We start from the raw sequence: 24,611 nt of genomic DNA on the forward strand, positions 1-24,611 counted from the left end.
CGAACTGCATTCATACAAAGCTTCATTCAATTTTTCTCCTCTAAGAACCAACTTCCATTTGTGACCCTAGTAAATTTCGAAATACACCTTTTCTTTCTTTAGCTAGTTGATTAAATTCACCTTTTTGAACAATTTCACCTTTTCCTAAAACAATAACTTGATCTGCATTGCGTATAGTAGATAAGCGATGTGCAATAACAACAATAGTCATTGTTCCTTTCAATCTTTCTATTGCTGATTGGATTTTCACTTCATTTTCAGTATCTAACGCACTCGTAGCCTCATCTAATACTAAAATCGACGGTTTTCTTAAAATAGCTCGAGCCAATACAAGTCGCTGACGTTCACCACCTGAAAGCCTCACCCCACGATCTCCAATCAGTGTATCAAGTCCATTTGGAAGCATTCGTACAAATTCAGTTGCTGCCGCAAATTCTAATGCAGCCCAAATTTGTTCTTCATTTACATTCGAGTCAATCATCATTAAATTCTCTCTTATACTAGCATTAAATAAGAACGGATCTTGTGGTACATAGCTAATAGCCTGTCTTAATGATAATAAATTATCAGTTGTAAGAGGGGTACCATCTATTAACACTTGACCTTTTTCTGGTTGGATTAACCCCATTAACACATCAATTAATGTACTTTTCCCAGCACCAGAATGTCCTACAATTGCCGTCATACTATTTATTGGAATTTGTACATTAATGTTTTGAAGTGCATATAAAGCTTCTTGCTTATTATAACGAAAAGAAACATCCTTACACTCAATACCTTGTTTTATACAAATCGGCTTTATATGTTTTTGCATGTATATATCCTGCATTTCAACCGCTTCATTACACTCCTGTTGCAATTCCCATAATGACTTAAAGGCAGGAATGCTTGCAGCCAGTTGTTCTAAATTTGACTGAATCGTCATGAACCTTGGCCATAATCTTGAAAAAATGAGAATGATTAATAGTAACTGGGCCGTTTGCGCTTGAAACATATTTACTGACAAAAATATAAAAAATGCAATTAATATAGCCATTGAAATTTTATAAAACAATTGAGAGTTTGACCTTATTCTCATATACTCCATTTGTTCGCTACTCATCTTTTTTGTTATAGATTGAAACCAATCCAAACGTGATCCTTCCAAAGTATTGCTCTTTATATCTTTAATTCCATTGAAATGATCTGTTATACCAGAAAGATAGTCTTTTGCCAATTCTGAGGTCTTACCGCCTAGTATCCGTGCTTTTTTTATAAAAACACGAGAAGCTACCAAGAACAATAAGCCAAAGCCCAAAACAAATACAGTGACTTGGGGAGATAATAAAAACGCAAGCCCTACCTGTATGAATGTAAATAGAATAGTAGCTAGCAATTGTAAAATTAAATTAATCCCATAACTAACACGAGCTAATTCTGTAGTTAATATATTAATTAGATTTGTTTTCCTTTTTTCTAAAAAAAATCTCCACTTTGCTTTTAAAATCATACTATATGTTTCTACTCTTAACTTTCGTACAAAAACTTGTTGCGTTCTCGCATCTCTTAACGTTATATTTCTTTGCAGTATATTTTGACTTAACACTATTAATACATATATACCTAAAATAGAAATTAAACTTGTTGTTTTAGGGAAATTCTGCAAAATTCTATAGACAGGTGCAATAAAAGAAGTCTCCTCACCTGTATTAATTATTCCAGTCATACTTATCATAGGAAGTAATAAAATAATACCTATCCCTTCAAGTAAACTTATTAACACCATACCAAATAAATTCACATACAGTATTTTTCCTGCTGAAGAATATAATTTCTTCATAAAATATATAATATAATTCATCGATGTTCCCCCAATAACAAAGCAAACTTCTTCGTTTTTCTCCAAATACATAGAAACGGACGTAAAGGAAAATATAAAAAATGAAGAAATTTAGGTAACGGCAATGTTTTCGCATCAATTGGATAAGGATATAGTTGGCTCATAATAAATAAAGTTTTTTGCTGATTAGACATTAACGAAAATAAATGTCGACTATGATAAGCAAGTACTTCTTCAGGAACCGGATCGGTATGCAAGTTTATCATTTGCTTGAAATAAAACAAGGCTTCTTGCGCTAACTGTTTTGAATGTTTTTTAGCTACTAATTCCATCATTCTTTCATCCATCCGTACACCTAGCAATTGAGATGACAAAATTAATGCTTGTCCTCCTAAATGTAGCATTTGATATGTTTTCATTAGTTTATGAATCTCACTCCAATTAAGATCTTGATTGACAATTTTTTTTATATCTACTAACCAGCGTAATCTGGACCAACCATGTCTAGCACCATGAGATACAAGAAATAAAAATAAATCTTCCTTCCCTAGCATATATACGGAATTACTCGTAAGGGTGCTTTTTCTCTTTCGCTTCCAAAGCTCTTCAAACCCAGGTTCCTTACTAGGTCCGGGATTTAACCGCCAATGAATCTCAAGCTTAATCTGTTTTGTCGGATGAAAAAATGTTATATGATGATGCCTCCATTTCCAATCATTTAATATCGTTTGAATATAATCGTCTTTTACATACCCCTGCTCTAAAAGTAGTATTTCTACTTTTTCTAAATTTTGAATTGGAATAAGAACGTCCAAATCACAGGATGTTCGTAAAGAAATATCTCCATATAAATCCTGAGATAGTACAGGCCCTTTTAGAAAAATCATACGAATCTCATTTTCATTACATATTTTATTTATTCGTTCCATTTCAGCACTTAAATAAAGCATTTGAAATGTATTTTTTTTATATTTTCTATTCAAGGATTGTACAATATGTGAAGGAATTATTTCCTCATCTACCTGTTTAAGTTTTTGATATATCACCGGATAAACGCGATGATGCACAGCCTGTTCAAGAAATAATTCCCAATCAATATCCGAAAACCATTCATTGCTGTAAGTTTGCATTGTTTCATCATCTTTTAACTTCAAAATTGCAAAAAGAAGTTTCAATTCCTTAGACATGAACTCTACATTAAGACCAAAATCTTTCTCCATTTTACTCTCCTTTAATAGTGTTCTCACTTAGCCTCTTTGCAAATGATCCAACGACAGTGAATTTCTCCATTCCTTCCGATCCAGTAACATAAAAAGAACCGCTACGTAACCATGCATGTGCAATTAGTGCCCCACTATTATCCTTAGCAGTTCCTAAATAAAGAGTACTCTCAATGTCACGTTTTTCAAGCATTTTCATCCCAGCTATCGCTTTAACGAGACATTGACTTTCCCAAAAAGTATAACGACTCATAATAGAAATTGCTTCGGACACCTCCTTTAGTGTATCCTCGTGTTGCTGAATTTGAGCAACTGATGTTTCGTTCATGTAATCCCCTAAAGAAGGTGCAACTTTGGAAAAGGTAATACTTTTTAGTACACGCGCCCATCCTAAAAAAATAAAAGCCTCTAAAAATAAAAGCTTTGTTTCCATGTTCAGCAATAAAAATACCCTTAACCTTTTCACAATATTCATTAATCCCTTCCTAACAGTTCTTTTGAAATTACAAATCTATCTATTAGGCTGATCTTTTATTTGAATTAACCCTTCTTGAAATAAACACTCTAAAAAGGAAAGAACTTGCTCTTCACAATCTTTTCGTTCAATATCATAGTTGGATACTAGCATAGTAACAAGCTGATTAATTATTATTGGCTTTTCAATAAGCTCCCATATTTCTCCGCCTATTTCACCTAAGTTATAGTACTTTCCTTTCTGGACATTTAACATAACTTTTTCTCCATCCATATCGCTTACTATATTACCTTTACTTTGGACAACGTTATGTTTTAATGATATTTTTCTCGAGTGGACAACCATCAACCATACTCCCTTTCTGTATAGTATTTAAAATAACTTCCACAAGCTCATGAGCTGTAAATCTTGAAGTCGGGCGACTTACTTGAAACATTTCCATTCCACTTGCAATATGAGTTGAAGTTTCAAAATGCCATTCCATTAATCCTAATTTAGAAATCAAAGAACTCCTAAAAGTATGACGGTATAATTTATACAAGCGTGCGAGCCCTTCTATACGGGTCGTCTCAATATCTTCTCCCTGTGTTTTTACTAATTCAATAACACCAGCAAGAGGTAATTGATCTGGAAAGAATTGAGAATTCACAGGAACAGCATACTTCGTTTCTCTTTCAAACAAAGGGCTCAATTGCGCTACTTCCATCCCCAACTCATTTATGCTCTCTTGCCATAATTTTTGTTGTGCGTAAGAAGGATGAACTATTGCAGTATTTTTATTCAAAAGAGACACAGCAACTACATCATCACTTAAAAGCTGATATCCTTTATTCAAAAAAGCCGAGGCTAACGTTGATTTTCCAGCTCCTGAATCACCAATTAATGCGTATGCTTTTCCATCTATGGCAATTACACTCCCATGCAATGGGAGTGTTTTACGTTGCATTAAAAGCGCCCCCATACAAGTTCCTAGAATATATAAGCGAATTTTATCTTCTTCTGCGTCTGCCATAGGTGAAAAGGTGATTTTCTCGCCGGCCTGTATAGAAAATATTGCAGTTTGAGGAACATGAAACATAACTACATTATCCTCCACTACAATTGTTTTTTGCTTTTCCGCGCTATATTTACACCACTGTTCTGACAAATCCGTTATTTCAACTTGAACATCTGCCACCTCTTTTTTTTCATTCAGCTGAGACAATTCGGGTAATGGAATTTCACTTACTATTTTTAACCCGAAAGCTTGATATAACACATTCCCCATAGAATCAAACATCCTATCCCCCACATTGTCAATTTTTTGAAAGCTCTTATATAATAAAGCTATATAAGAGCTTTATTTTTCCAATGACTTAACTGTACTTAACTGGATCATCTGGGTCAGGTTGAACAGCATCTGGATATTTATGCCCAGGCCCAGCCATAGTCATATTAATATTAAGTACTTCTAATACAGGTTGTTTCCATTCCTTTTTCATACGTATCACCTCCTTTCATATTGCTTTTTTTATAAATCGATAGAAGATTAAGCTGCGCATTAAAACTCTAAAATCTAAATCAAATGCATATTCTGGTCGAGGTTCTTTACAAATTTTTGAGATAGCTCTCTTAATTACCTCTACATTTAGAAATTCAGAGATTACTGGATCTACACTAAGTTCTTCAACTTCCTCAATAAATTCATTCCAAAAAGGAGCCATACGGTAAACACCATCTGCACCTTGAATACCGCGAACCCGTTGATTCAATCGTACTTTATCAGGAAGGAAGCTCTTTGTGGCTCTCCGGATCAGGGCTCTATCTAAACCATTTTGAACATACTGTTCTTCTGGGACTGACAAACAAAATTGAATCAATCGTAAGTCATTTGTGGGATCACGATCCCATAAGGCATAACGTAATGATAATTTCGTTTCATACGTGCCATTTATGCTCCAATAATATGGTTTTTCAAACTGTTCTCTTTTCATTTCATATGCATTAGAAATAGCGGTGCCTGTTATATCGATTTCTTGTTCTCTAAGTCTGTCAAAAACATTCATTTCCCTTGCAAATTCCGGATTAATTATTACGGAATTTGCATCTTGTTTTCCTGAAAAAAGTAACTGATGCAAAAATGGAAATGCCTTTCGTCTTACCACTTCAAAAACACGTGATTTTTTTACTCCTATATTTCTACTATATAAATATAGTTCACGATAAAAACGAATCCAATGTAGCTTTTTCAATAACATTGCCTGGTAATCTAAAATAGGTCCCCATGATACTGTCCAATTACCTCTTTGACCACTAAGAAGTACTCCTATTCCCTGCTGAGATGCTTTTTCATAAACTCCACTCAACCAAAAAGTATTCTCAAAAAATTTATATGGCATCTCCATTGTTTCCAGCCAATCATCAATTTCCGATAGTGGGCTTCTCTCTGGCAATTCTAAATAATAATCCTGTATATTCCCTACATGCTCTACAGTCGATTGAATAAATGGTCTTTCGTCAGCTATCCTACCTTTGTGTGTCCAATCTTCAAATCCTTCTACTGGAACATAACTATACGTATGTAATTTTTTATTTTCAGTCCGTAAATCCCTTGCAGCAAAACTAACGACAGAACCTGAGTCTAACCCTCCACTCAAATGGGCTCCGACTTGGTGGTGTGTTCGCAAACGTGCCTTCACTGCACTTTTATACACCTCTCGAAACGCCTCTTCATACTCTTCATTTGATTTTAAATTAAGCATTTTCCCAACAGTTGGTGTATAGTATCGTGAAAACTTCACTTCGCCTTCCTTTACCAAAATAGTGTGTGATGGAGGCACTTGTTCTATATATTTGTAAACTGTTAACTGTGGATCTACCGATTCGAAATTTACAGGTATAGCTAAAAATTCAGCAAGCCACTGCTCATTCAATTTTTTCTCAATATACGGTAGAGTAAATAACGGATTTATAATGGTACAAAAAGCAAGTTTTTCCTCACCACGATAAAAATAAAGGGTCCGACTTCCTGAAAAATCTCTGGCACCAAAAAGAATTTGTTTTTTCTCATCCCAAATCATAAAGGCAAAATCGCCTACCAAATATTTTGGAGCCGCTTCCCCCCATTTCTGATAAGAGAGTAAAATCAACTCACTATCTGTCATGTTTTTTCTATCCGAATAATCCACTTGTAATTTTTCAAATAACTCATTACGATTATCAATAATAGCATCTGCTGTAATTGCCAATTGCTTTTCATAATTATAAAAGGGTAATTGTTCACCAACTGACTCTGGTGTAATCCATTGTGCATGACATCCTAGAAAAGCATTTTCTTTGTGCCATATTTGAATATCGTCAGCAGGGTACTTTTGTAATTCACTCATTAATCGTGTGCCATGTTCAATTGATATAGGTTCATTATTAAAGTGAATAATGCCAGTTATAGCGCTCATTTCTTCCTCCTAATATATGAAAAGTTACTACAATTACTATTTACATATTAAATTCGTTAAACATACCCCTTTATCATTCTTTTTAAAGAACGAAATTTTTTATTTTTATTACTTTCTCAATTACATGCTTTAATTTACTCTCAGACTTATATATTATAGACATTTCCAAATCTATACTCCTCCCTTTTTTTATGTAAATTGAAACTGAACACTAGAAAAGATTCATTATAAAGAACAATTAGTGGTACGTATACAAATCTAATTCAAATTCCATTTTCACTTACTTTTCTTTTAATTCTTCCATTCTACAGCTTTTAAAATGCTTTGAATTACCCTTTGTTGATCTTCTGCTAACATATTAGATCCTGAAGGCAAACAAATTCCACTTTGAAATAGGTACTGCGACACATCTTCATTTTTGCTATGCGGATAATACTTCATCTCTTTAAAGAGCGACTGCATATGAAGTGGCTTCCACATAGGACGCGCTTCAATGTTCTCTTCTGCTAAAATTCTCAACAATTTCCCAATAGAAATCCCAGATTCCTTTTCATCAATTGTCAATGTAGTAAGCCAACGATTTGGGCGAGTATGTTCTAATTCAGGCATAAAATAAAACCCTGGCATGTGAGATAGCGCTTCGTAATACCGTTTATATACAAATCTTCTAGCTCTCACCCTATCTTCTAACACTTCTAATTGTCCTCTACCAATACCAGCTAAAATATTACTCAGTCGATAATTATACCCTATCTCACTATGCTCATAATGTGGAGCTGGATCCTTTGCTTGTGTCGCTAAAAATCTCGCTCTTTCCAATGCTTCTACATCATTAGAAACTAGCATTCCACCACCTGAAGTTGTAATAATTTTATTTCCATTAAATGAATAAACACCAAATTTCCCGAATGTACCGCTTGCTTTTCCTTTATATGTAGAACCAAGAGATTCTGCTGCATCCTCAACTATAGGAACATTATATTGATGACAAAGTGAGAGAATTTCATCTAGTTTAGCACTCTGACCATATAAATGAACAAGAATGATAGCCTTAGGCAAATTCCCCATTTTATTAGCTTCATATAATGCATGTGCCAATGCACTCGGTGACATATTCCAGGTTTCCGGTTCTGAGTCAATAAATACCGGTTCCGCTCCCAAATAAACAATCGGATTTGCACTCGCTACAAAAGTAAAACTGGAACAAAATACTGTATCTCCCTTTTGAATACCTAATAACTGCAAAGCTAAATGAATAGCAGCAGTACCTGAACTAACTGCAGTACCTCCTCTAACTCCTACAAAAGATGCAAGTTCTCGTTCAAACCCATCGACATTTGGCCCAAGAGGAGCAACCCAGTTTGTATCAAATGCATTTTGGATATATTTTTGTTCATTCCCACTCATGTGCGGAGAGGAAAGGTAAATTCGCTTTTTATGCTGAACTGTGTGCATGTAAACACATCCTTTATACATATTTAAATACTATGTATCTAAAAACATATGCTTTAATACAGATATATCAGATAATCTCCTTAAATTATCAATTGTATAATGTGCTTTATAAGCTTGCTCAACTATAAGATTATGGTAAATTCCATCTTCTCTACTAATATGGATCGTTAACCATTTCAATTTCTTGGCCGTTATAAAATCCTTACTTAAATTATCTCCTATATAGACACATTGCTCATGAGGCACCTGTAATTCCTTACTTATTTTTTCATAAGGAATTTTGCTTGGTTTCCAACATTCTTTTCCTAGCTTATCAGTGAGAATTATTGAATGAACCCTCTCTTTTAACTTTAATGCATTTATTTTTCTTTCTTGAGCAACTAAATATCCATCTGAAATAAGTCCTATTTTAACGGTATTAACCAAATTATTTAGTACCCAATCCGCTTCATCCAACAATTGAATATCTGGTTTATGGAACCTATACTGTTCTATCAAATTACTAATCAATTTTTCATCATAATCAATGTCTAACTTTTTAAGTGTTTTATTAAACACAAACTTTCTTTCACCTGAATTGAATAATCGAATTGCGATATTATAAAAACCAATTTTTCCATAGTTATCTTTAATCCAATCATCCACTGCTTTAAAGCCACTTACGACATAATCTTTCTCTTTATATAAAGTATCATCCATATCAAAAACAATTGCTTGAATCACCATATTAAATACTCTCCATAAAAACCGCTTCGTCATATCTAAGCATTGTTAAATTTTCTCTCCAATTAAAGTCTTTATCTATAAAGACTTCCCCCTGACACATTTTAATTGTCCAAAGTGGAAAATTCGCTCCTGCTTCTATTGATAGTGGTATTCCTCCTCCAAAACGAGGGTTTATTTCAATAAACGTAATTTGCCCATCCTCCTTTTTAAAACATTGTAAAGTAATACATCCAATAGGATTAGGAAGAGCTTTTATTACAGTTTCTGCTGCTTGGATGATGTCAAAATCTTTCTTGGTCACACCTTTACTTACCTCACCTGCTCGTGTCTCTATACGCAATCTAGGAACGATCGTTTTTATATTCCCATAGAAATCTACCATGACATCTATAGTGTATTCCTCTCCTGAAACGTACTCTTGTATCATAGCGTTAGGTATATACTCCTTAAAAAATTCCAATTCCTTTTCATTCATTATTTTTGTTACACCTTTACTAGAACTGCCATCATAAGGTTTAATTAATAGTGGAAATTGATATTCCTTTCTTCCAATCTCTTCATCACTATACACTCTAGGAGTTGGTATATTATTAGAGACAAAAAAGTTATATGTGTATTTTTTGTTATTAGCAATTTTATTTAATTCCATACTAGAAACTAGTACTTTTACACCAATACCTTCAAAAACCTCCGAATTATTAGCCATAAGGATTAATTCCGTATCAATTAACGGAATTATTAGATTTATCATTTCAGATCTACATATTTTTAACAATTCATTTATATATCCTTCTTCATTTACACGCGGAACAATAAAATGCTTATCGCTAAAGTAAATGGTAGGAGCAGTTTCTTTTAAGTCTGCAGTAAAGATTTTCCCTTTGATTCCTACTTGTTCAAATACCTCCTTAAATTTTTTAATTAAAGTGACCCTCCTACCAGAGCTAGTAAACAAAATGTTCATTTTATTCCCCCCCCATGCTCGATTCCCCCCTTAAAAACTGGCATAGTCACATGCTTATTATTTGTTATCCCTTCCGATTTTAAAACCTTACTAAAAGTTAGATATAAAATTTTCAAATCTAAAAGAAAACTTTGATTCTCAACATACCATACATCTAATTTAAATTTCTCATCCCATGAGATACTATTTCTTCCATTAATTTGAGCCCATCCAGTGATTCCGGGTTTAACATTATGCCTTTTAGCTTGCTCTTGCGAATATAAAGGCATATATTCCATTAATAATGGTCGAGGGCCCACCAAACTTAATTGACCTTTTAGCACATTTATTAATTGTGGTAATTCGTCCAAACTATATTTCCTCAGGAATTTTCCAACTTTAGTTAATCTAGCGTAATCCGGTAAGAGCTCCCCGCTATTATCTCGCTCATTGGTCATCGTACGAAATTTATAAAGATAAAAGGGTTTTCCATGTAACCCTGGACGTTGTTGTCTAAATAAAATAGGTGATCCTATCTGGGTTTTAACTATAATTGCTACTAAAAGAATAATGAAAAAAAAGCAAATTAATAATAATAAAGAAATAAAGATATCCAACAGTCTCTTCATTACCAATCATTCCCCCATCTTAAATTATTACAAATGCTTTTCCAAAGTGAAATAATATATAAAGTATTCATTACGGATTGAAATCAAGTATTTTCAAGTTGTAAGTAAAGAATTGTATTCAATTTTTCTTTACTTATCACCTGCAAACATTTTCTTTAGTACACAACTTTAAAACTTAATAAGTAGAAGAAAGCAATACACATAGGTGCAAAATATATTTTCCAAATGCTTATCCAAGAGACTATTACACACTGTAAAAATCTCAAAAAGTATATTCACAAAAACAATTTTATAAACAACGCTTAATAGTATAAAAAAACATTTATTATTAAAACATTCTCCTACTCACTATTTTTTAGTATGCAGTTAACGTAATAACAAAAAGCTATTATGTTTATAAAAAACATAATAGCTTTTCTCTTTTCTATAGTAGTAACTAAAAGTCAATAAGCATATTATCTATTAGGAATTAGACTATTTCGAATGATTACATTGGACAAAACCCTTCCATGTACCATTATATAATACTTTATAGACATATTTATTAAGAGCCACTCTACTTCATTTCTCATAACTTTTTGAAACTATTCAAATTTAATTATCACCATGCATTAATTTGAATCGATTACACCATTAACAATATTTCCTTGTAAAAATTCCCTCCCCGTAATTGTAATTTTCGCATTATTTAACACGTTATTTTGAATTACTACTTGAGGTGTACTACTCGTTGTTCTATTATCTATCCCAACTTGCATCAAATTTGTGGAATTTATAATATTATTTTGAATTATCACTTGCTTACCAGTAAACGCTGCATCCAAAACAATAATAGCTCTCTGAAGAGTATCATTTGTAATTTTTATAGTATTTCCCCTTAACACTATTTCATCAGATACATTTTGAATATTCAAGACCGTACCATTTGGTTTTTCTATATGACAATCTATCATCTTGAATGCTTTGAGGTTATTCACTGTAAATAACGTGTTATTTCTATCTATACTAAAGAACTTGCAACCTTTTAATTCTAAAGTGCTTCCTGTACTTGCTATCCCCAAAAAGATTACATCCTTAAAAAAGCAATTTGTATACGTCCCTGCAACTAGGGTTGGGGGTTTAACATTATTAAATATAATATTTTCAAATATCCATCCTGATTTAACTGTTCCTACTGGTACATAATTTAAATACAAAACGTCTTGTCCTTCAAATATACAATTTGAGATAGTTTGCGGTTCATTTTTCAGCTCTAATGTCCACTGATACAATGATGACAAGGAATTAAGTTTATCTGTATCGTTTATAAAACGACAGGAATCAACTTTAACCGCATATGGAAAGGGAGTATCAATAATCATTTTACTATTAGAAAAAACATTATCCGATATATTAATAGATCGATTTACATATACACCTTGAACATTTACTTGCGCTCCGTATACATAATTATTGGAAAAAATAACATCTCCTAACAAAGAGACCTTGGTTAATCGGATATTATTCCCTGTTACGATTACCCTATCTGCACCACCATTAATAGACAACCCAACATAAGCATTTGTAATGGTATTCATAATAGAATTATTCGATATATAGATAAACTTCCCATTTACAACAATAATATTATAATTTTTATTATCATGAAAATTATTTCTTTCAATATATATATATTGATTTAAATCATATCCATCTTCAATATCTAGTCCACTTTGTGGATTGGTACCTGCGATGTGATGAATATCATTATCTCGAATATATACATTCTTTGCCCCACATACACTAATCCCTTGTCTACGGCAATCATGTAAATTACATTTTTCTATATAAGTATATTGCGAAAAAGAAGGTACCCGAACATTTATTAAACAATTTGCAGGAGCAGGAACATTCCCTTGATGCAAAACAACTTTAGCATAACTTGCTCCATTAGGGACTTCTACTTCATCAAAGAATTGTACATTGGTTTTTGAAGATAAAAATATATTGTTTGAAGTGTAAAAAATGACATCATAATAATCGCATTTTATTTCAGAACCCAATGCTCCAAATCCATTTCCATATAATCCAAAGTAACCATACTTTACAATAGCCACTTGGTTCATATCAATTTGCAAATTGGAACGTATCTTTGTTGTACTACTTACCAATGAACCATCTGTTGTATTAATTGCTCCCTGTTCAAATGAACTTGCTAATGCTGTAGGAAAAGGTGAAATCTGCCCAAAAGTACTGTTCAGTGTAATGGCATCTCCTGTACAATCTAAAATATCTAGATTATCTAAAGATACAAACCGTGTATTGTTCCCCCCATCAGCAGGTGGAGTAAAACTCCCCAATTCAATGCCGTACCCTGCCTCATGTGTTCCCCCACTAGAGTAATCATGTGTATATCTATCTCCTTGGATAATACCATTTGTTATCCTAGAATATACTTGATTTCTACGAAAACTTATAATTGCATATCCAGTCAAATTATTTGTTTCCATTTTTAATGTCGAACCGTTTAGATTCAAAGTTAAATGACTTGGTGGTTCGATGGGTGTTTGTTTATCAATCAAATATATTCCTCTAGGTAACACAACTTCCGTATAACCTTGTTGAGCCGCCCATACTAGAGCATTATTAATACCTTGGGAAGTATTGATAGCATCAGTCCCATCATTCTTAACATCCCATCTATCTAATTCTAATACATATATACTTGTAGAATTTGTAGCTTCAAATGATTTTGGAATCCATTTTAATTGCGTACTATCATAAGTTAAAATGTCATTATGAAAAGGAGGCTTGGACACCAAATCTAAATCATTCAAATTCCCAAGATTATCCCTTCTTCTCCACATCAATTCACACCTCTTTTTTGCTTTTCTACATCTTATGTTTCATAAGGTAAATTGATTGGATATAAGAGAAGTAATATCACTTTTTATTGTTTTTAGAGATCCATTATTTAGAAAGCCTTTTTACAATTCCTTTCTAAAAAGGTCTATTCTTACTAGCTGTTTTCATTTCAATACTCTTTTATTTATAACTATTTAAACTTACAATATTATTAAAAAGACACTATACTCTTTATACCTAACGCCCCTATTATTACCTACTATTATTTTCAGAACAACCTAAAATCTCTTCCGTAAATAAAGCATTTTTTACTGTGATATGGAAAAAATAAAATTATAATTTATGGATAATTATCATTCGGAAATTTCCGAGTTAATATTTTCGGCTTTATTTTTTTTATTAATATCCGGGTTAAATTAAGGAAATATCTATACTCTTCCGCCTCTTTAAATACCATCCAAAAGATCAGATTCGGAATAATCAGACACAAAATACTACGTATTGCCATGTCCATAAATATATTTATGTGAAAAATATAACCAATAAAATCCGTTGCTATAATAGAAAATAATACAAGCACTACAAACAAAATATATCTAATAAAATATACTTTTACAGATTTTTTAAAAATCATTTTAAATATAATATAAGGGTCATACCAAAAGTAAGTACATAATCTACTAATAACAGTCCCTAAAAGCACTCCTGCTATTCCTATTTGTTTCGCAAGAATTATAGAAACTACAATATTTATAATTGCCGCTATAATAGGTCTGTACTTCCCTTTTTTAAATAAACCTGTGGTTTCTCTAAACATTGTAGTTGTATTTTGCATTCCTGAAGTGAAAAAATTAAGTAATATGAAAAATAATACATACTTATTAAACACATATTCCTCACCTAACCAGATTGTTATAAAAGGATTTATCAAATTCCAAAGGCAAACTGTACAAAATCCATATATCCAAAAATTTAAAAAGTTAATTACACGAAAAATAAAATATTTTTTTTCTGCATTTTCTTTCACATTCAAATTTCCAACACTAGCAGTGATAGAATAAAACAAATAGCCTAATAAGGTATTTAATGTATTTAAGATCAACAAATAATTTGAATAAAACCCAACCCAAATAACCCCAATAAATTTCGATATAACTATATTATCTGTTGCATTAATTACTACACCACTAATTTTATATAGCAACAAGGAATACAAATTCTCAAAAAACTCATGTCTGTCTGTCTTAGATAATTTCGCATTATTTTTTTCTTTTAAAAATGGATATAATTTATTTGCCTTATTTGCAATATATACATTCTCAATTACTTTTAATGTTAATTGAGCTACCAGTACTACAATGTAATCACTAATAATTATTAATAAAACAATTTGTAATGCATTAGATATAATTATGAACAAAGTGTGTATTTTAGAAATAATATAGTTACTTTGATCAGCAATAATAATAGATTGCTTATATACAAAATAATATGATGACACTGAACTTATTAAAAATAAAAGATAGATAATGTTAATGTCTTTAATCGTAGTATCTGCATTCACTAAATGATCAAGAAATGGCAATAGAGATAACCCAATTAATAAAACTACTACTCCTATTAATCTGTATGCTTTTTGATATAAATTCATTAATGCCTGTATTTTATAAATATCCTTCTCAGCTAATGGCCTATATAAACTATATATTATAGCTGTATCAAATCCTAAATTAGCTAGGGAAAACATCAATAGTATACTTGTAAAAAGCCCATCCACACCTAAATATTCTATACCGAGTGTAAAAATAAAAACAGTTCGAACAACAAATCCCATACCAATACTAATTATTTGTCCAGACAAACCGAATAAAATATTTTTTAAGGAGTTTTGTATTCTCATCGTAATACCTTCTATATTTTAGTTGTTTTGCGTACCCACTCTACTAAATTTAGCACTAATCTTCCTCTTTAAAATCGGGAAAAACTTTGTTATCCTGTATTTTAATAACGCTTTTCTTCGTTGCGCCTTGAAATCATAATCTAGAAACCAATTTAGTAAATTTTTATCTGTAATACAATCACAATTTTGTTTCATTCGCACTTGGATTAAATTCCAATACATTTCAATGAATGTATTAGTAAAAAACTTCACCTCATTATTTAAAGAAGTTTTAACGTACTGATAAAGATTACTTGGAATATTAAAACCATATTCACGAGGGTCTCTCCCTTCAGCAATAATTCCCATAATTGTTCTTAAACATTTTTCACATTTACAACAATTTTCTTCATTTTTAAAACATACCCTGATATTAACAGGTTCTTTACTACCTGAATAATGGTCCACAACAACTTTAATCTTTTCTTGCCTAGTAAGTTCGTATCCATCATGAAAGACTGTTCCAGATGCATATTTTATTTCATTATCCACAGTTGGATCAGATGCACAAGTAACTTGATATAATGGGGAATTAGAACTTGCAATGTATATACATTTTATCTTAAGTTTAAAAGCTATTGGAATAGCTGCAGATATTATTGCTAGACCATGATGCAATCCATGCCACCATGTATCGTTTAACTTTTCTCTAAAATCATGGTCAATGTTCCCTGCAATTATAAAGGTCCCATAGTTAGATTGTATAAAAATATTTTCTAGTCCATTATCCTTTACAAAATTTACGGCATTTTCTTTATCTGCCTCCCATACTTTACTACCCTCTATTTCATTTTCATGCCATCCATATTCAGTAACTAACAAAGGGTGTTTATCTTTTATTCTTATAAATGTAGTAAGTGCATCCAATCCACCACTAAATAAAGATGCCGCTTCAAGTTCCGGAATGTAAACATTATCAATAATTTCTCCTACAACCATGGATCCTTTAAATTTCACACCAGGAAACATGTTTTGATATGCATTTTTTATATTATTTAAACAAATATAAAAAGATTTATCTAATTCATTTATTACTATTGTTGAATTAGTAATCCATACAAGAGGAACTACATTCGCAACAAACGGAATAGCCAAAATACTTAAAGGGATGTCAGATACATCATAGTTATATTCAAGAAACATATGATTACTTGTCTTAAAATACTTTTGTAAATCCCCCTTAATACTAAAATAATAATCAACTCTATTATTTCTTACGACAATTTTATCGAGAATTATACTATTCATTTGAGCCTCCTAATAAATCGCCATTTTTATCACAATACATTTGTTAATTAGAGAACTGTTTTAACCATTGATTTACTACATCAAAATTCACTTGAACATCCGTGATAAACTCTGCATTTATCATTTTTTCGAGATTATTTAAATCTTCTCTATCAATCAGATTTAAATTATACGTTTCCCCCATCCCCTTAGCTCTTTCATCTATAGAGATAATTATTGCACGTTTTTTATGACGCATAGCAAATATACCGCCATGTAAACGTGTTCCAATATAATCAACGGCTGTATTTAGGATTTTTTCATATGCCTCTATAGTAGGAGATATAATTTTTATACCTTGTATACCCTCTAAAGATTTTAAATATTCAAAATCATCAGCATCTTGTATCCAAAAGTAGACATTTTCATAACTTTTGTTAAGTATATCTATCAGTAATTGATCTTTTTCACGATCTTTAGAATGATGAGTTAATGTAAAAACAACCGATTCCGATTTTCCACTCGGAATTCCCCTACAAAAATCAGGCGTAAAAGACCACAAAGTTGCACAACCAGTATTTAGAGCTTTAAACCCCATTTCTTCTAAAAATTTTTTTGTTCTTTCATCTCTAACGCTATGTATATATTCATGCGATAAAACTTTTCTATATAACATTTTTGTATAGGGATTTATTTTATTCCCTTTGCCTGCACCCACTCCAACCAGAATACTCCCCTTTAAAGGACCATAATTAAATATATTTATATTCCACTGTGGAAAATGAGTAAACATATCCATTGCTAGCAAATTCGAACCACCTACAAACTTATATTTCGCATCACTATAAATCTTTACCCTATTTGATTTTCTCGCTACTTGGTACCAATGAAAAGGTGAAACATGAGTAGGTAATGTTAAAACATATGCATTTTTAGTTATATCAGAAAGATGATGCTTTACACACTTCATTATTATATCGTCACCCTTGTTAAGAGAACCTACTGATGTATCTAATACTAAAACATTATCCATAAAAATAATTCCCCCAAGTATCTTTTATAAATAGTAAAAGATTTTTTAGTTTTATAGCTTAATCTATTCTAATTCAATTAACCTATATATCTTTTCCACTTCTATTTCATTACCATAATTTTTTTGGCTTACATTATTAACAATTTCATTTCTGAATTCAACATCATCAATCATTTTTTTTATTCCTTCGACAATTCCCTTTATACCCATTGGACAAATATATCCATCTACGCCGTTCTCCAACTGACTTTTGGCAGTTGAAAAATTAGTTATTAATACTGGTTTCTTAAGAATTTGCGCTTCCCGAACTGTTACTGCCTTCCCTTCGTATCTAGAAGGTTGTACATAAATATCACATGCTTTTATGTACGGGTACGGATTAATCTTCTTACCTAGTAAAACAAATTTATCTTGAAGTCCTAGTTTATCTATCAACAATTTAAGTTCCGCTTCTTGCGGCCCATATCCAACTATGTACCACTCGATATCATACCCTTGATCTAATAACTGTCTAAGCGCATATATAGCGTCATCAATTCCTTTAGCATGCGAAAGTCTAGCAACAGTAATTAACTTGATTCGCGCGCTATTTATTGATATTTCCTGAGTAATATCTCCTTCATTGGATTGTTCACAAACAAATTCAGAATCTATTATATTTTCTATCACTTGCACCTCTTTATTAATATAAGTTAGACTATTCAGGAATGTATCTCTACAACTTTCAGAAACCGCCACGATATCATCCATTTCCCTCCACATTTTACATTCCATTTCTTTGTTAAGTTGTATGTTCGAATAATCAGTATGAATCCACCCAATTTTTCTTTTCGCTCGAACTTTATCCCCTATAAAATAATGCGGCCATAAAAAACTTATCGCAACATCGTACTCTTCTCTCAATTTTGGAAGAAATGGAAGAGATATTCTCCATCCATATTGAATGACAAAGTATCCAGGTTCTTTACTATTTACAAACCTTCCATGCATAACACCCATAACTTTTCCTATCATCCTAGTAATTCCAATTGAGAAATGCCCTTCTTGTAATATCTGTTTAATTGATTTTCTAAAAGTAGTATATTGTTGCAATTCTTCTAATAAATTCGGCTCTTTGGGTAGTAAAGAGAAAAATCCTCCTTCATGTTTAAATAACATTAAATCTATATCATACTTACTGTAATCAATTGTATTTAATAAACCAATCAAACTTCTTTCTACTCCACCAATTTCCATATCAAAAGATGTAATTAATATTCTTTTCTTTTTCATAATAGGATACCTCACAAAATCTATTATTGATTTCTCTTCTTCATTTTATATTAGTATTTTGCTGTTACGCTTACCAATTTTCCTTATACATCAGACATATAAAATGAAAACAAATTAGATTACCCTACTTCTTCCTTGCACACAATTCCATATAACGATAGCCACTCGTAAATGTTATCGTTAATATCAAAGCCTAATTTCGATATATTGTTAATTATGAATTCCCTGTCTGGTCTTTCTTTTAACAAGGCTTTATAAATTTCTTTACACCATATTTCAATTTCTTCATCTAAGTCAACAAATGACATTATCCCTAACCCCATATCAGTATTATTAGGTAGTGTATCTGCTACAACACATGGTACACCTGCAGATTGCGCTTCTAAAGTTACAATACCAAACCCCTCAAACAAAGAAGGAAAAATAAAAACATCAAAGTTCTTCATGAGTCGTGGAATATCCTTCCTAACGCCCAAAAATCTAATGTTTTCAAAAATCCCTAATTGCTTTGCTTTTAATTCAATAGAAATCCTTAACGGACCATCTCCTACTAGAATAGCAACAAAATTTGAATCTCTTTTTAAAATTTGCTTTAAAACTTTTAGGATAAAAACATGATTCTTTGACTCTGAAAAACTTCCTATATGTCCTATTAATTTTGCTGTATTCGGTATATTAAGTTCCCTTCTTACGCTGACACTACTTCCAGCATCTATATCAGTAAATTGATTAATATCTATACCGTTTTTAATCAGTTCTATCCTCTGACTTTGAAGCATCCTTTCACCAAATAAAAAACGTGCTGCTTCAACGCTACACGCACAATAATTAGTTCCAGCATATTTAATAATAGATTGCAAAACCTTTAGGATAACTCTTGCTTTTATTCCAGAGTCTTGTGGCCAATTATTACTATGGGAATGACAAATCCTCTTTTTTATACCAGCTATTTTTGCCGCTACAGCAACGAAACCACCTTGATAATCCGTATGTGCATGTACAACTTCATATTGATTATCCGACATAATTTTCACAAGTTCTTTAACATAGGCAAAAGGTCCTATTTGTCCTAAACTAGGTACCTTATATATTCTCCCACCTAAGGCCATTATTTCATCTTCGTAATCATTTTTCTCATTTCGATGGGATACAAAATCAAACTGAAGCTGCTCCCTATCTATTTTCCTATATATATTCATTAATAATGTTTCAGCTCCCCCGCGATTCAGAGCGCTGACAATGTGTAAAACCTTCTTTTTATTTATAGGTTCAGGCTTAGAATCTATCCCCATTCAACAATCCTCTCCTAGCATTTTGCACTTTATTATCAAAGTAGATTACTCTTATAGATAATTCCCAAAGTAATTACATGTTCATATACAAAATAAATAAAATAGCACACTAGAACTGCATAATACATCAACTTTTGATCTTTATCTGTAAATGACTTCACAACCCAAGAAATTAATATTAACTGATACAATCCAAAATATATGGAGAATCTAGCAAATATCCAATTCTGTGTTGAAATAATCATAAAAACAAGACCTAATATAGACATATTTACAATATAATCACTTTCAGGGAATAACGCCCTCATTTTATCTTTCCCAAGGTAAGCCAGTATAATTGGCACTATATTCACAGCAACCCTAAGTATATTGGCACCACCTTCATGAAATTCCTTATATTGACCATATTGAGTATTTCCAATAGCCGAAAATAAAATTTCCGAAAACTGATTAAAACCTATTACTACACATACCGCTAAAAAAAGGAGCAAATATGTCGTTCCTGACCAGGCTTTTTTTCTTACAAAAAAGTATATTGGCATTAAAACTAATGCACTTGCATGAAATGTTGATGCACATAATACAATTAATGTATATTTTTTCCATTTTCCTTCGAAAATATATTTTGTAGCAGCAAAAATAATTGCAGCGGCTAAATATTGCCTAATCCCATTCATTGATGTTAAATACATACCCGACGTAATATAAACATATAAACTCAATTCAATTAGTCTTGAATATTTATATAGTGTTGCTACAATGAGTACATTTGTTATCAATGCTGTAGTAAAAACCATTACTTGAGGATTATCCGTATATTTTTTCAAAACCATTTGAAAAATATTAAAGCCCATGTCTTTATTAGTTTGAACATATTCCCAATTAAACTCCGTTATTTTATATGCATGCATATAAAAATAAGTATCCCCAATATTATTTCGAAGCCCTGCCACCAACACAAGAGATAAAGCCGCCATTATAATCAACAGCCTATTGGGCTTTATCAATGTAAGACTATTAGTCACTGGTATAGCAAAATACCTTGCAAAAAATGCGAGCATGAATACTATAGCAAGATTCATCCAAAGTATGGTCATTATTCTGTCCTCTCATTTAATTACTAAATAAGTCTCTACATGTTTACTTTCATTTTTGTTTTCATTGTAATGTAACTATAAAGGATAGCCCCAAATGGTAGTGCGCAAAGTGTCAGTCCTTTACATGGCGATTCTTGTATAAACCTTCTATTTCTCGATATGAAACTACTAGATACATAATGTATAGCTTGCCTATACTTAAATAGTCGATTAGTAAATGGTAATTTCATAAGTTCCTTGCGATAAAAAGCAAAACCTTTTGGGTTTCTACGATATTGGTTTAGCATATTCATTGATGATCCATCAGCCATGTATTCCACATAACAAAGCGCTTCGTTCATTAGTAACATCTCATACTGTTGATCTAACATGTAATATTTGTATGCTAACCCTACATATTTTTCATTTTTAAAAATTGGGTATGGATATTTCTTAGTCAATTCTGTGCGATAGACCAATTTTTTATCACCTGTGACACCATGTTTGTTGTAAAGATCAAAAAGCGTGGAGTGTTTAAGGTTCTCTGGTAACTTTGAACCAATTATTTGTCCATTTGTATACAAATCCAATCCAATTATCCCGCTAACTTCTTCATTTCCATAGCTACTCCAAAAAGAAAGGATTTTTTCTACCGCTTCATCGGGCATATAATCATCAGAATCAATACAAACATTTAACTCCGTATCAATCATTTCATATGCTGTATTATGAGCACCATGCATCCCTTGATTTTGTTGCCAATGATACTTAATTTTGATATGTTTTTCAGCAATCCAGCTATCCACCAATTCTTTTGTGTTATCACTAGATCCATCATCTATTATTAACCATACAAAATCCTTACATGTTTGATGTTTTAAACTCTCATAACAATTTGCAAGACAATATGCTCTATTATAAGTAGGGGTGAAAATCGTTAAATTCTTCAAATTACTCACCTCGAAAGTACAGAATAATAGTCTTGAGTTAATTCAGCCGTATGTTTTATATCGTATCCTTTTGCGAATACTACTTGAGTTGGTGTTTTCCTCGAAAAATTACTAGTTTCTATATTTTTCATTTTTTCTATCCAAGCAAATTTATCTGTTAGAGAAACATGTTCAACTAAATTCATTCCCAAGTCCACTTCTTTCGTAATAGTATCAGATATAATACAAGGCAAACCAACTCCTTGCGCCTCTATGAGAGTGAGTGGCAATCCCTCATGTATGGATGGAAAAACAAATACATCAAATGCTTGAAGTATCTTTTCTATATCGTCTCGTATCCCGAGAAACCGTATATGCTTCTCCATATTCAATTCCCTTACTTTATTTTCAATTCCCACGCGAAGCGGCCCTTCGCCAGCTAATAAAAGAATTGAATCCGGCTTAAATCGAGTTAACTGCGCGAATAATTCTATAAGGTAAGCATGATTTTTTTGATGAGCAAATCTTCCAACATGACCTACAACAAGAGTATCTTTCTCAATTTGTAATTCTTCTCTTACTTGTTTTCGTATGTCTGGACAGAACAAAAATCTATCACAATCAATTCCATTTTTTAAGATTCTAGCTACATCGGCTTTATCCGCAAATAGCCATCTGGCAGCAGCATTTGAACATGCTAACAAATGTGTTGCACATATGGCTATTGATTTTCCCGCATACCATTTATAGATTTTTGCAGCAATACCACCCTCACTACTAGTATTATGACTATGCGCAATCCTAACTGGCACCCTTGCTTTTTTAGCTGAACGAAGTACAAATCCGCTCATTTTATCTATATGTGAATGAACGATTTTATATTGCGTATGGGTACTAAAGAAATTATCTAGCGCCTTTATATAGCCCCTATGACCAACATCTGTAACATATGGAATTCTATGAATTTCCCCGCCTAACTTTACTATTTCTTCATCAAACACTCCTTCTTTACAAGTTAAAAAATCAAATTGTACTTTTGAGCGGTCTATATTACGATACAAATTCATAATTAAAGTTTCGGCTCCGCCTCTATTCATATTTACGACTACATGTAGTACTCTCAATGGAGTGCCCAATTTAAATCCTCCATTTCATCCATATATGTTGTATAAATTTCTTTTTTCTCTTTTAACACTTCGTTAACTGAATATTTACTTGTAATAATAGTACGCCCACACCGTCCAAACTGAGCTTGTAATTTAATACTTTTAGAAATAGAATTTATTCTTTCAGACATCGTCTTTATATCATCACGATCTATAATCCAACCATTTTTATTATGAATAATTAACTCCCTATGTCCCCGATTGTCAGTGGCGATAACTGGAAGTCCACAAGCCATAGCTTCCATAATATTAACTGGTAAACCTTCCCGGTAACTCGATGCAACAGCTAGGTCACACATCTGCAGCAAAGGGGCTATATCATTTCTATAACCAAGAAAATGCACCATACTACTCACACCTAGTTGAGCCGCTATATTTTTGCACTCCTTCATTAAAGGCCCTTCACCAGCAAGTAGTAGCTTCGCATGCGGAATTTCATTTTTTAATTGTGCCAATGATTGAATTAAGAAGCTTTGGTTTTTGTTCTTATTAAATTCAGCTGCATAAAACATTAAAAAATCTTCAGAATTATAACCATTTTTATGTCTTAATTGCTCCTTTTCACTTTCATTAACAGGAATATATCGTTCTATATCTACTCCTACACCATGAACGAGTTTAATACTTCCCGCCTGAAATCGATGCTTTACTGCTAAACTGTAATCTTCTTGATTAATTGTTAGAAGACAATCCGTAGTAGTAGCTAAAATTCTTTCGATTGGATAGTATAAGAGCCAATTTATGAATGATGATCCTTTACAAAAATGAAATCCATGCGCTGTATATATAACCTTTGTGCCTTCTCTCCGCACTTTTCTAGCAGCTAGACGAGCAATTGCTCCTCCCATAGGCGTATGACAATGAATGATATTATATTTATTTTGATGAATAATTGATGTAAGTTTTTTATATGCATGAAAGTTTTGTACGCTAATCGGTGATCTTTGAAGAGGAATATTATATTTTTGAGTTACGTACGGAAGATGTTTATTCCCATTCGCTGCAACATGCACTTCCCATCCTTGGTCTGCAAACCATTTCAAATACGGTAAATGAAAAGCTTTAAAATGATAATCCACAGTTGCACAAAACAGAATTTTTTTAGACACCATCCCACGCACCCGTCTTATAA

At 32.1% G+C, this 24,611-nt stretch carries 21 protein-coding genes; all 21 read right to left on the bottom strand.

Features of this window, described 5'->3' with window-relative positions:
* Nucleotides 1-40 precede the first annotated feature (40 nt).
* A complete protein-coding gene (locus G9F74_RS07995; protein WP_001106588.1) occupies nucleotides 41-1,840 on the bottom strand; it encodes an ABC transporter ATP-binding protein in 1,800 nt (599 codons plus the stop codon).
* Nucleotides 1,837-3,039: a nucleotidyltransferase domain-containing protein gene (locus G9F74_RS08000; RefSeq protein ID WP_016108920.1), complete on the bottom strand. Its 1,203-nt coding sequence runs from the start codon at nucleotides 3,037-3,039 to the stop codon at nucleotides 1,837-1,839. The genes G9F74_RS07995 and G9F74_RS08000 overlap by 4 nt, the downstream gene beginning before the upstream one ends.
* A 1-nt stretch (nucleotide 3,040) precedes the next feature.
* A complete protein-coding gene (locus G9F74_RS08005; RefSeq protein WP_001028388.1) occupies nucleotides 3,041-3,514 on the bottom strand; it encodes a lasso peptide biosynthesis B2 protein in 474 nt (157 codons plus the stop codon).
* A 36-nt stretch (nucleotides 3,515-3,550) separates the two neighbouring features.
* Nucleotides 3,551-3,859: a lasso peptide biosynthesis PqqD family chaperone gene (locus tag G9F74_RS08010; RefSeq protein WP_000260275.1), complete on the bottom strand. Its 309-nt coding sequence runs from the start codon at nucleotides 3,857-3,859 to the stop codon at nucleotides 3,551-3,553.
* The gene (locus G9F74_RS08015; protein ID WP_016108921.1) at nucleotides 3,822-4,793 is read right to left on the bottom strand and encodes a hypothetical protein; all 972 of its coding nucleotides are present in this window, start codon (nucleotides 4,791-4,793) and stop codon (nucleotides 3,822-3,824) included. Before G9F74_RS08015 ends, G9F74_RS08010 begins: the two co-directional genes overlap by 38 nt.
* Before the next feature lie 76 nt (nucleotides 4,794-4,869).
* The gene (locus G9F74_RS08020) at nucleotides 4,870-4,995 is read right to left on the bottom strand and encodes a paeninodin family lasso peptide (RefSeq protein WP_000712621.1); all 126 of its coding nucleotides are present in this window, start codon (nucleotides 4,993-4,995) and stop codon (nucleotides 4,870-4,872) included.
* A 15-nt stretch (nucleotides 4,996-5,010) separates the two neighbouring features.
* Nucleotides 5,011-6,948 (bottom strand): lasso peptide isopeptide bond-forming cyclase, encoded by a 1,938-nt coding sequence (locus G9F74_RS08025; RefSeq protein ID WP_016108922.1) that lies wholly within the window; start codon nucleotides 6,946-6,948, stop codon nucleotides 5,011-5,013.
* Nucleotides 6,949-7,239: 291 nt separating this feature from the next.
* A complete protein-coding gene (locus G9F74_RS08030; RefSeq protein ID WP_000557691.1) occupies nucleotides 7,240-8,403 on the bottom strand; it encodes an aminotransferase class I/II-fold pyridoxal phosphate-dependent enzyme in 1,164 nt (387 codons plus the stop codon).
* 30 nt (nucleotides 8,404-8,433) lie between these two features.
* The gene (locus tag G9F74_RS08035; protein ID WP_016108923.1) at nucleotides 8,434-9,129 is read right to left on the bottom strand and encodes an HAD family hydrolase; all 696 of its coding nucleotides are present in this window, start codon (nucleotides 9,127-9,129) and stop codon (nucleotides 8,434-8,436) included.
* Between the two features lies 1 nt (nucleotide 9,130).
* Nucleotides 9,131-10,093 carry an ATP-grasp domain-containing protein gene (locus tag G9F74_RS08040; protein ID WP_002044431.1) on the bottom strand — a complete coding sequence of 321 codons (963 nt, stop codon included), beginning with the start codon at nucleotides 10,091-10,093 and terminating at the stop codon, nucleotides 9,131-9,133.
* A complete protein-coding gene (locus G9F74_RS08045) occupies nucleotides 10,090-10,701 on the bottom strand; it encodes a sugar transferase (protein ID WP_016108924.1) in 612 nt (203 codons plus the stop codon). The genes G9F74_RS08040 and G9F74_RS08045 overlap by 4 nt, the downstream gene beginning before the upstream one ends.
* A 611-nt stretch (nucleotides 10,702-11,312) precedes the next feature.
* A complete protein-coding gene (locus tag G9F74_RS08050) occupies nucleotides 11,313-13,547 on the bottom strand; it encodes a right-handed parallel beta-helix repeat-containing protein (protein ID WP_000269322.1) in 2,235 nt (744 codons plus the stop codon).
* A gap of 338 nt (nucleotides 13,548-13,885) precedes the next feature.
* On the bottom strand, nucleotides 13,886-15,445 hold the full coding sequence (locus tag G9F74_RS08055; RefSeq protein WP_016108925.1) for a lipopolysaccharide biosynthesis protein: 1,560 nt from the start codon (nucleotides 15,443-15,445) through the stop codon (nucleotides 13,886-13,888).
* An 18-nt stretch (nucleotides 15,446-15,463) separates the two neighbouring features.
* Nucleotides 15,464-16,732, bottom strand: coding sequence for a hypothetical protein (locus G9F74_RS08060; protein WP_016108926.1), 1,269 nt, complete (start codon nucleotides 16,730-16,732; stop codon nucleotides 15,464-15,466).
* A 43-nt stretch (nucleotides 16,733-16,775) separates the two neighbouring features.
* Nucleotides 16,776-17,744: a polysaccharide pyruvyl transferase family protein gene (locus G9F74_RS08065; RefSeq protein ID WP_000370972.1), complete on the bottom strand. Its 969-nt coding sequence runs from the start codon at nucleotides 17,742-17,744 to the stop codon at nucleotides 16,776-16,778.
* A 63-nt stretch (nucleotides 17,745-17,807) separates the two neighbouring features.
* Nucleotides 17,808-19,016: a glycosyltransferase gene (locus tag G9F74_RS08070; RefSeq protein WP_016108927.1), complete on the bottom strand. Its 1,209-nt coding sequence runs from the start codon at nucleotides 19,014-19,016 to the stop codon at nucleotides 17,808-17,810.
* A 119-nt stretch (nucleotides 19,017-19,135) separates the two neighbouring features.
* Complete coding sequence (locus G9F74_RS08075; protein WP_098180139.1) at nucleotides 19,136-20,308, bottom strand: glycosyltransferase family 1 protein; 1,173 nt, start codon at nucleotides 20,306-20,308, stop codon at nucleotides 19,136-19,138.
* 35 nt (nucleotides 20,309-20,343) lie between these two features.
* Nucleotides 20,344-21,405 carry an EpsG family protein gene (locus G9F74_RS08080; RefSeq protein WP_000154273.1) on the bottom strand — a complete coding sequence of 354 codons (1,062 nt, stop codon included), beginning with the start codon at nucleotides 21,403-21,405 and terminating at the stop codon, nucleotides 20,344-20,346.
* A 35-nt stretch (nucleotides 21,406-21,440) separates the two neighbouring features.
* Entirely contained in the window at nucleotides 21,441-22,334 is an 894-nt protein-coding gene (locus G9F74_RS08085; RefSeq protein ID WP_016108928.1) for a glycosyltransferase family 2 protein, read from the bottom strand.
* 5 nt (nucleotides 22,335-22,339) lie between these two features.
* The gene (locus tag G9F74_RS08090) at nucleotides 22,340-23,449 is read right to left on the bottom strand and encodes a glycosyltransferase family 1 protein (RefSeq protein WP_016108929.1); all 1,110 of its coding nucleotides are present in this window, start codon (nucleotides 23,447-23,449) and stop codon (nucleotides 22,340-22,342) included.
* The gene (locus G9F74_RS08095; protein WP_016108930.1) at nucleotides 23,434-24,591 is read right to left on the bottom strand and encodes a glycosyltransferase family 4 protein; all 1,158 of its coding nucleotides are present in this window, start codon (nucleotides 24,589-24,591) and stop codon (nucleotides 23,434-23,436) included. The genes G9F74_RS08090 and G9F74_RS08095 overlap by 16 nt, the downstream gene beginning before the upstream one ends.
* Nucleotides 24,592-24,611 lie beyond the last annotated feature (20 nt).

It is taken from the genome of Bacillus sp. EKM202B (assembly GCF_011066025.1).
Taxonomy (GTDB): Bacteria; Bacillota; Bacilli; order Bacillales; family Bacillaceae_G; genus Bacillus_A; species Bacillus_A toyonensis.